General features: G+C 72.1%; 8 protein-coding genes and 1 pseudogene. 5 read left to right on the top strand and 4 right to left on the bottom strand.

Going from position 1 to position 8,392, the window contains the following annotated elements; all coding sequences use genetic code 11:
* Positions 1–190 (top strand): annotated as a pseudogene (locus tag AB0I76_RS17100) (hypothetical protein); the annotation flags it as partial.
* A gap of 284 nt (positions 191–474) precedes the next feature.
* Positions 475–2,694, top strand: coding sequence for an ATP-binding domain-containing protein (locus tag AB0I76_RS17095; protein ID WP_357035891.1), 2,220 nt, complete (start codon positions 475–477; stop codon positions 2,692–2,694).
* 142 nt (positions 2,695–2,836) lie between these two features.
* On the opposite strand, the gene AB0I76_RS17090 is transcribed toward AB0I76_RS17095, so the two are convergent.
* A complete protein-coding gene (locus AB0I76_RS17090) occupies positions 2,837–3,247 on the bottom strand; it encodes a hypothetical protein (RefSeq protein ID WP_357035888.1) in 411 nt (136 codons plus the stop codon).
* Between the two features lie 477 nt (positions 3,248–3,724).
* On the opposite strand from AB0I76_RS17090, the gene AB0I76_RS17085 reads away from it, so the two are divergent.
* The gene (locus AB0I76_RS17085) at positions 3,725–4,132 is read left to right on the top strand and encodes a hypothetical protein (RefSeq protein WP_357035885.1); all 408 of its coding nucleotides are present in this window, start codon (positions 3,725–3,727) and stop codon (positions 4,130–4,132) included.
* A 70-nt stretch (positions 4,133–4,202) separates the two neighbouring features.
* Here AB0I76_RS17085 and AB0I76_RS17080 read toward each other — a convergent pair whose 3' ends face one another.
* The gene (locus AB0I76_RS17080; RefSeq protein WP_357035882.1) at positions 4,203–5,147 is read right to left on the bottom strand and encodes a sporulation protein; all 945 of its coding nucleotides are present in this window, start codon (positions 5,145–5,147) and stop codon (positions 4,203–4,205) included.
* A gap of 180 nt (positions 5,148–5,327) precedes the next feature.
* Here AB0I76_RS17080 and AB0I76_RS17075 point away from each other — a divergent pair, with 180 nt between their 5' ends.
* Both AB0I76_RS17075 and AB0I76_RS17070 read left to right on the top strand, forming a co-directional pair.
* A complete protein-coding gene (locus tag AB0I76_RS17075) occupies positions 5,328–5,936 on the top strand; it encodes a helix-turn-helix domain-containing protein (protein ID WP_357035879.1) in 609 nt (202 codons plus the stop codon).
* Positions 5,929–7,203: an MFS transporter gene (locus tag AB0I76_RS17070; RefSeq protein WP_357035876.1), complete on the top strand. Its 1,275-nt coding sequence runs from the start codon at positions 5,929–5,931 to the stop codon at positions 7,201–7,203. The genes AB0I76_RS17075 and AB0I76_RS17070 overlap by 8 nt, the downstream gene beginning before the upstream one ends.
* An 82-nt stretch (positions 7,204–7,285) precedes the next feature.
* Here AB0I76_RS17070 and AB0I76_RS17065 read toward each other — a convergent pair whose 3' ends face one another.
* Both AB0I76_RS17065 and AB0I76_RS17060 read right to left on the bottom strand, forming a co-directional pair.
* Positions 7,286–8,068, bottom strand: a complete 783-nt coding sequence (locus AB0I76_RS17065) for a DeoR/GlpR family DNA-binding transcription regulator (RefSeq protein WP_357035873.1) — start codon at positions 8,066–8,068, stop codon at positions 7,286–7,288.
* Positions 8,069–8,105: 37 nt separating this feature from the next.
* Positions 8,106–8,392, bottom strand: a 287-nt coding sequence (locus AB0I76_RS17060; protein WP_357035870.1) for a Beta-galactosidase C-terminal domain, incomplete at its 5' end; no start/stop codon positions are given.

Here is an 8,392-nt window from a genome sequence, read left to right as displayed (position 1 = left end):
GCGCGACGCCGCGGCGGCCGACGAGCCGGACCTGGGCGCGCTGCTCGGCAGCCTGCCGGCGGTCCGCGGCGACTGGGGCAGCGGTCGGCTGTTCTCCACCAAGATGGTCAACGTGCTGCTCACCGACGACGGCCGGGTGATCGCTGGGGCGGTGACCCCGGAGCGGCTCTACGAGGTGGCCAGGGGCTGAGCAACACCACAGCCCGATCGGGGGTCCGCGCGCCGCGCGGGCCCCCGTGGTCGTGTGCGGCGGGAACGCGACCGGCGGGCAGTGGCCCGGGACTCGCCGCGCGGGCTTGGTCCGGTACGCCGGCGGACGGTATCTTTCTCAGTTCAGGCAACAAAAAAGAACGGCTCAACGGCCGTTCTCGGAAAGAGACTAACCAATTGGGAGACGGCTTGTCAAGGCACTCCGGCGGTCCCGGTGAAGCGCAGCCCGACGACGAGATCGGCCGCGAGCAGGAGTACGTCTCGATGCTCTACGGGCGCTTGGACGGGCTGCGCGACCAGTCGTCCCGCCGGCTGACCGAGGAACTGCGCGCCACCGGTGGCACCCTGCAGGCCCGCTCCCAGCGCGACGGCGCCGTCCAGATGTACGCCGACCAGGTCGAGCAGTACTCCGCGGTGGAGAACGGCCTCTGCTTCGGCCGGCTCGACACCGACGACGGCGGTCGCCACTACATCGGCCGGATCGGCATCTTCGACACCACCGGCGACTACGACCCGCTGCTGATGGACTGGCGGGCCCCGGCGGCCCGCGCCTTCTACCTCGCCACCGCCGCGAACCCCCAGGGCGTACGCCGGCGGCGGCACCTGCGTACCCGGCACCGGAAGGTCACCGGCCTCAACGACGAGGTCCTCGACATCGAGGCCGCCTCGCCCACGGCGCACGAGGAGCTGACCGGGGAGGCGTCGCTGCTGGCCGCCCTCAACGCCGGCCGGACCGGCCGGATGCGCGACATCGTGGAGACCATCCAGGGCGAGCAGGACCGGATCATCCGGGCCGACCTGCCGGGCGTGCTGGTGGTCCAGGGCGGGCCGGGCACCGGCAAGACCGCGGTGGCGCTGCACCGGGCGGCGTACCTGCTCTACACCCACCGCCAGCAGCTCTCCACCCGAGGGGTGCTGCTGGTCGGCCCGAACGCGACGTTCCTGCGCTACATCTCCCAGGTGCTGCCCGCGCTGGCCGAGACCGGCGTCCTGCTGCGTACCCCGGCCGACCTCTTCCCCGGCGTCAACGCCCGACGCGTCGAGTCGGCCGAGGCGGCGGCGCTGAAGGGCCATCCGGTCATGGTCGACGTGCTGGGCGCCGCCGTCCTTGACCGGCAGTGGGTGCCCGACGAGCCCCTGGAGATCGAACTCCCGCAGCGGGAGGTGCTGACGCTGGCCCCGGAGACGGTCCGGGTGGCCCGGGACCGGGCCCGGCGGTCGGGCCGGCCGCACAACCTGGCCCGCGCGCTGTTCGACGTCGAGATCGTGCACGCCCTCGCCGGCCAGGTGGCCGAGCGCATCGGCGCCGACCCGCTCGGCGGGGAAAACCTGCTGGACGAGGCCGACGTCGCCGAGATCCGCCGCGAGCTGCGCGAGGAACCCGAGGTGAAGGCCGTACTGGACCGGCTCTGGCCGGTGCTCACCCCGCAGCGCCTGCTCGCCGACCTGTTCGCCGACGCCGACCGGATCGCCACCGCCGCGGCGACGCTGACCGACGCGGAGCGGGCCCTGCTGCACCGCGAGCCGGGCGGCTGGACGCCGGCCGACGTCCCGCTGCTCGACGAGGCGGCCGAGCTGCTCGGCGAGGACGACCGCGCCGCGGCGGCCCGCCGGGAACGGATCCGGGCCTTCGAGCGGGAGTACGCCGAGGGCGTGCTGGAAATCGCTCGGGGCTCCCGGTCGATCGACGTGGAGGACGAGGCCGACGGCGGCGAGATCCTCGGCGTCACCGACCTCATCGACGCCGACCGGCTGCTGGAACGGCAGGAGGAGGCCGAACGGCTGACCACCGCGCAGCGCGCCGCCGCCGACCGGAACTGGGCGTTCGGCCACGTCATCGTCGACGAGGCGCAGGAGCTGTCGCCGATGGCGTGGCGGCTGCTGATGCGCCGCTGCCCGAGCCGGTCGATGACGATCGTCGGTGACGTGGCGCAGACCGGCGCGCTGTCCGGGACGCCCTCGTGGGCCGAGGCGCTGGAGCCGTACGTGGCGCAGCGGTGGCGGCTGGAGGAGCTGACGGTGAGCTACCGCACCCCGGCCGAGATCATGGCGGTCGCCGCCGACGTGCTCACCGAGATCGACCCGGCGCTGCGCCCGCCCCGCTCCGTCCGCGCCAGCGGCGTACCGCCGTGGGACCGTGCGGTGCCGGCGGACCAGCTCATCGCGGAGCTGGTCGCCGCGGCCACCCGGGAGGCGGCTGACCTGGCGGGCGGACGACTCGGCGTGATCGTGCCCGCCGGCCGGGTCGACGAGCTGGGCGCGGCGCTCACCGCCGACCTGCCCGAGGCCGCCGTCGGCGAGCATCCGGAGCTGGAGAGCGCCGTGGTGGTGCTGACCGTCGCCCAGGCCAAGGGCCTGGAGTTCGACTCGGTCCTCCTGGCCGACCCCGACCGCATAGTCCAGGAGTCCCCAAGAGGCCGAAGCGACCTCTACGTAGCCCTAACCCGCGCCACCCAACGCCTAGGCATCCTCCGCCCCGCCTAACCCCACCCCACCCACCCACCCTCCCCGGTGATCAAGGGGTTTGCGTCAGGATCCGTGCTCCGGCTTGACGCAAAGCCCTTGATCAACGCGGACGGTGGTGGCGGGTGGTGGGGCGGGGTGGGTGGGTGGGTGGGTGGGTGGGTTACTGGTCGAAGGTGGAGTTGCCGGGGCCGGTGGCTGTGGTGGACTGGTCGCTCGTTGAGCCGCCGGTTGGGGTGCTGAGGCCGCCCGTGGTGGCGTCACCGGTCGTGGTCGGTGCGACCTTGCCGGGATGGCGTTCGGGTTGGCGGGCCAGCCGGCGCACGCTCGCCGGGCCGGCGGTGCCACCGGTCGTCGTGACCGCACCCTGACCGCGGGTGGGACCGCCGTCGCGCAGCACCTGCGGGTCGACCCGGACGTGGGCCGGGTCGTCCGGGTCCTCGTCCTGGATCACCCGCTGTACGTCGGTCTGGGGCACGGTCACCTCGTCCAGGGCCCCCTCGCCGTACACCTCACCGGCGATCCGGTCCTCGGCCCGCCGGGCGGCGTCCTGTCGCATGTCGTCCTCACGCACGTCGATTCACCTCGCAGAAGACGTCGGTGATCTCAGCGTGCCCGGCCACCGCCCGGCCAAACCCGCAGCGCCCGCCGGCCGACCCCAACCCGCGACCCCCGGTACGGCCCGGCCTTCACCACGGACCGGACATCCGCACCTTCAGCGGCGGTACGGGCTGACGGTGATCGCGTACACCGTCGATGACGCGGCGGTCATACAGCGCGTCATGAACCCTCGGCGTCGACGGCATCATCACCGACGACCCGGACCTGCTGGTCCGGGTGGCGGTCAGTAACGGCCAGCGCTGAGCGCGGCGCCGGGCGGTACGGGGTCACCCGGCCCGCCCGGCGCCGCGACAACTATCCGGCCGGAGGTGGGTGTTACTGCCCCCCACGGGTCGGGTAGTCGCAGGGTGCCCCCGGCAGGAACGCGAACCGCGCCGTGGCCGACCCACGGTGGCGGGGCGGGGGACTCATCAAATCCGAGGAGGACCCGATGAGCACGCAGGCAGCAAGCACCCGGCCGATGAACCGCCCGCAGGCCGACGTGCAGAACCGCACGCAGATGCAGGAACGCGCCACCATGGACCGCGCGGCCGTGGAGACGCCCACCCGTCCGATGCCGATGGCGCACGACGGACGGCGCGAGGCGGTCCAGGCGCCCGGTACCGAGACCAAGCCGTCGCTGCGGACGACCGAGTTCTGGGTCTACATCGCCGCGGTCATCGGTGTCCTCGCCGCGTCCCAGCTGGTCGGCCGGAACTCCGCCGGGGTGGACATCTTCCGGGCCGACAACGCCTGGTTCATGATCACCTTGCTGACCCTCGGTTACCTGGGCAGCCGGGGTCTGGCCAAGGCGGGCAGCAACTTCCGCAGCGGTGACGAGCGCAAGGCCCGGCACTGACCGGCGCACCACCGCGTAACACCACGATGCCCTCCGGGATCCGTCCCGGAGGGCACCGTCGTGTGGAGGGCTACTCCTCGAAGCCGCCGAAGTCACCCTCGAAGGCGTCCTCGATCATCTCGCCGGCGACCATGCCGCCGGCCACACCGAGCGCCGCGCCGGCGACCATGCCGCCCATGCCGGGACCCCGGCGGTGACCGGCGTACGGGTTGCCGAAGCCACCCTGCGCGCGCAGGCCGCCGTAGCGGGAGGTGGTCTCCTTGAGCCAGCCGTCCACCACCTGCGCCCAGTCGACCCGGTCGGCGTCGGCGTGCGAGACCTGGTAGCGACCGAAGACGTCGTGGCCGGCACTCAGGAACCCGCCGCGCTTGTCGCACTCCAGGATGACGTCCACGCCCTGCCGGCCGGTGACGAAGGTCAGCTCGACCTCGTTGATGAGCTGCGCGTACTGCGGCGCGGCGAAGAACTCGATCTCCTGGTAGAACGGCAGGGTCTGCTGCGTGCCCCGGATGTGGCCCCGCTCCAGGTCGGCGTGCTTGAACCGGAACCCGAGCCGCTGGAAGGCCTCCAGGATCCGCTCGTGCACCGGCAACGGGTGCACGTTGACCTGGTCCAGGTCGCTCTTGTCGACCGCGCGGGCGATCGCCAGCTCGGTGCGCAGGCCCATCGTCATGCCGTGCAGGCGCTGGCCGTACACGTCGGTGATCGGGGTCTCCCACGGCACCGGGAGCTGGAACGGCAGGGACAACTGCTGCTTCGGGGCGAGCTGGAGCGCGCCGCTGACCGGCATCCGATGGAACTCCATCACCCCGGCGAACTCGTGGTCGCCGCCCTCGATCTCCACCCGGGTGACCAGGCCGACGACGACCTGCTCGATGTTCGCCGGCGCGTCACCGCCGACCAGGTTGACCTGCCCGTCCAGGGTGAGGCCGGGTCGGGTGTTGGGGTTCGTCAGGACCGTGTCCACGCTCGGACCGCCCACGCCGAACGCGCTCAACATCTTCTTGAAGACCATCGGGACTCCCGGATACCGATCCCCGCTCCGATCTGGAACGGGTCGCTGCTGCGGACCCTATCCAGATGCCCTGTGAGGTCGCTGTGAAGCACGCCGGAGCGGCGATACGAGTAGATCCATCGGCGGCTCAAGGGCGGATACCAGTTGCTAGAGATATCTTTCTAAAGCATTCTCTAGCGTATGACTGACGAGGTGTCCCAGCGTTCGATCAGGCTCACCGACCCGCGGGCCCTGCGGGCGTACGCGCATCCGCTCCGGATGCGTCTGATCGGGCTGCTGCGCAGCGACGGCCCGATGACCGCGACTCAGGCTGCCGCCCGGCTCGACGACAACGTGCCGAACTGCTCGTTCCACTTGCGACAGCTCGCCAAGTACGGGTTCGCCGAACGCGTTCCCGGGGCGGACAGCCGAGAACGGCCCTGGCGGGCCACCGCACGAGACACGTCCTGGGACGACGACTCCGACGACCCGGCCATGAAGGCCGCCACGGACCAGCTCAACAGTGTGATGCTTGCCCTCTTCGTGCAACGCGCGCAGGACTACCTCGCGGTCCGCGGCGACGAGCCTGTCGAGTGGCGGGCCGCCGCCGGCTTCGGGGACGCGCTGCTGCACGTCACCGCCACTGAGCTGCGCGAGCTCACGGAGGACATCGACGCGCTGCTGGCCCGGTACGACGAACGGGTTGCTGACCCGGCGAGACGCCCACCCGGCTCTCGCCCGGTGCAGATCATCCAGATGGCGGTGCCGCGTGGACCCGTACCCGCGGAGGACCGGCAAGACCGTGATTGAACCCCTCGTCCTCACCGACCCCGCACCGCCGCGCCGGCCGCGCATCCCCAAGCTGCTGCGGCAGACCACCTTCCGCCGCTACTGGTCCGCGCAGACCGTGTCGCTCTTCGGCGACCAGATCACCGAGCTCGCCGTGCCACTGCTGGCCGTGCTCGCGATCGGCGCCGGACCCGCCGAGATGGGCTACCTGACCGCCGCCGCGCTGCTGCCGAACCTGTTCTTCTCCCTGCCGGCCGGCGCCTGGGTGGACCGCTACCCGCGCCGACGCCAAGTAATGATCATCGCCGACCTCGGCCGGGCGGGCCTTCTCCTGGCCGTGCCGCTGCTGTGGTGGACGGACGCACTGACCCTGCCGCTGCTCTGTGCCGTGGCCTTCCTGATCGGGACCCTCTCGGTGTTCTTCGAGGTGGCACACAGCAGCCTGTTCGCCGCCCTGGTCCGGCGACCGGACTACGTGGCCGCCAACAGTCTGATCAACGGCAGCAGAGCCATGTCGTACGTGGCCGGCCCGAGCATCGGTGGCGTGCTCGTCCAGGTGCTCACCGCCCCGGTCGCACTGGTCGCCGACGTGCTCACCTACCTGACGTCGGCGTTCTTCCTCACCCGGACAAGGGTCACCGAGCGTCCCGTCCAGGCCGGCCCCGGCCTGGGCATGGCCGCCGGCGTGCGGTACGTGGCCCGCTCGGCGGTCCTCCGGGCGCTCCTGCTCGGTGCCACCACCCTCAACCTGTTCAACTACATGTTCGCCGCGCTCTTCCTGCTGTACGTGACCACCGAACTGGACATCTCCCCCGGCCTGCTGGGCCTGATCATCGGAGCCGGCGCGTTCGGCGGCCTGCTCGGCGCAACGATCGCCGGCCCGGTCAGTCGCCGGATCGGCATCGGCCCCGCGGTGATCCTCGGCCTCGTCGTCTTCCCGGCCCCACTGATCCTCGTACCGCTGGCCGGCGGACCACGACCCCTGGTGGTCGCGCTGCTGGTCACCGCCGAGTTCGTCTCCGCGCTGGGCGTCATGGTCCTCGACATCGCAGCCGGATCGGTGCAGATCGCGGCCACACCGGAGACGATGCTCGCCGTGGTCTCCGGCTTCAAACGCACCGTCAACTACGGCATCCGGCCGGTCGGCGCCCTGATCGGCGGCGCACTCGGCGCCACGATCGGCGTCCGCTCCGCCCTCTGGATCGCCACCGTCGGCGCCCTGCTCGGAGTGCTCTGGGTCGTCTTCTCCCCGCTGCGCACCATGCGCCAACTACCCGAGGAGGAGTGAGTGCTCCGCCCGGCGTCCCGTTCTGGGGCGCCTACCATGGCGGTCAGCAACCGCGGCCTCCGCAGCTCGATCAAGCGGCCGGTCAGAACGACACAGGATCCACGACGATCAGCTCACCCACCTGATCACCGATCTGGCTGCGCGCATCGGCCGGCAGGCCGACGTCGGTGACCAGCAGGTCCGCCTCCTCCAGCGGCGCGATGGTGGCAATGCCGATGGTCTCCCACTTCGTGTGGTCGGCGAGCACCACCAGCCGGCGGGCGGCGTTGATGAGACAGCGGTTCACCCCCGCCTCCAGCAGGTTCGGCGTCGTGAAGCCGGTCCGCGGGCTCATCCCGTGCACGCCGAGGAAGAGCAGGTCCACGTTGAGCGTGCCGATCGCCGCCTCGGCCACCGGGCCGGTCAGCGCATCCGACGGCGTACGGATGCCGCCGGTCAGCACGACCGTCTGGTCGGCGCGCGGGTTCTGGTAGAGCGCGTCGGCGACCGGGATGGAGTTGGTCACCACGGTCAGGCCCCGCACGTCGGCGAGCAGGGTGGCCAGGGCGGCCGTGGTGGTGCCGGCGGACAGCGCGATCGCCATGCCGGGCTCGACCAGCGTGGCGGCCCGTTCGGCGATCGCCCGCTTCTCGGCCTGCTGCCGGATGGACTTGGCGGCGAAGCCCGGCTCCTCGGCGGAGCCGGGACCGGCCAGGGTCGCGCCGCCGTGCACCTTGTCCACCAGGCCCCGCTCGGCGAGCACCTCCAGGTCGCGGCGGATGGTCATGTCCGAGACCCCGAACCGGCTCACCAGGTGGCTGACGCGGACGCCGCCACGCTGCCGGATCAGGTCGAGGATGGCGGTCTGCCGCTGCTGGGCGAGCATCGAACCTCCTTGACGGCCGTGGGGAAGGGTAGTCGGCTCAGGCCGGATCCGCGCTGCGGACCGCGTCCTCGCGCACCACGGCCACCTCGCCGGGGGCCACGGTCAGCTCGCCGGCGCAGGCCGCTCCGCCGAGCAGTTCGGTGCCGGTGACCGCCACCCGGGCCTCGGCGTCCGTGTGGTTGACGACGAAGAGCCAGCTGCGGTCGCCGGCCCGGCGCCGCACCACCTCCACCCCCGCCGGGACGTCGACCGCCGGGCGGACGCCGGACTCGGCGACCAGCCGGGCCACCAGCGCGTCGGCACCCGCCTGGACTCCGAGGGCAC

It is taken from the genome of Micromonospora sp. NPDC049799, from assembly GCF_040656655.1.
Classification (GTDB): domain Bacteria; phylum Actinomycetota; class Actinomycetes; order Mycobacteriales; family Micromonosporaceae; genus Micromonospora.
Note: the sequence above shows the minus strand (reverse complement) of the source record. Positions and strands in the feature narration are given on the sequence as shown.

Coding starts and splice junctions, on each gene's coding strand:
- AB0I76_RS17095 (WP_357035891.1), top strand. CDS start 475: ATGCTCTACGGGCGCTTGGACGGGCTGCGCGACCAGTCGTCCCGCCGG.
- AB0I76_RS17085 (WP_357035885.1), top strand. CDS start 3,725: ATGAGCACGCAGGCAGCAAGCACCCGGCCGATGAACCGCCCGCAGGCC.
- AB0I76_RS17080 (WP_357035882.1), bottom strand. CDS start 5,147: ATGGTCTTCAAGAAGATGTTGAGCGCGTTCGGCGTGGGCGGTCCGAGC.
- AB0I76_RS17075 (WP_357035879.1), top strand. CDS start 5,328: ATGACTGACGAGGTGTCCCAGCGTTCGATCAGGCTCACCGACCCGCGG.
- AB0I76_RS17065 (WP_357035873.1), bottom strand. CDS start 8,068: ATGCTCGCCCAGCAGCGGCAGACCGCCATCCTCGACCTGATCCGGCAG.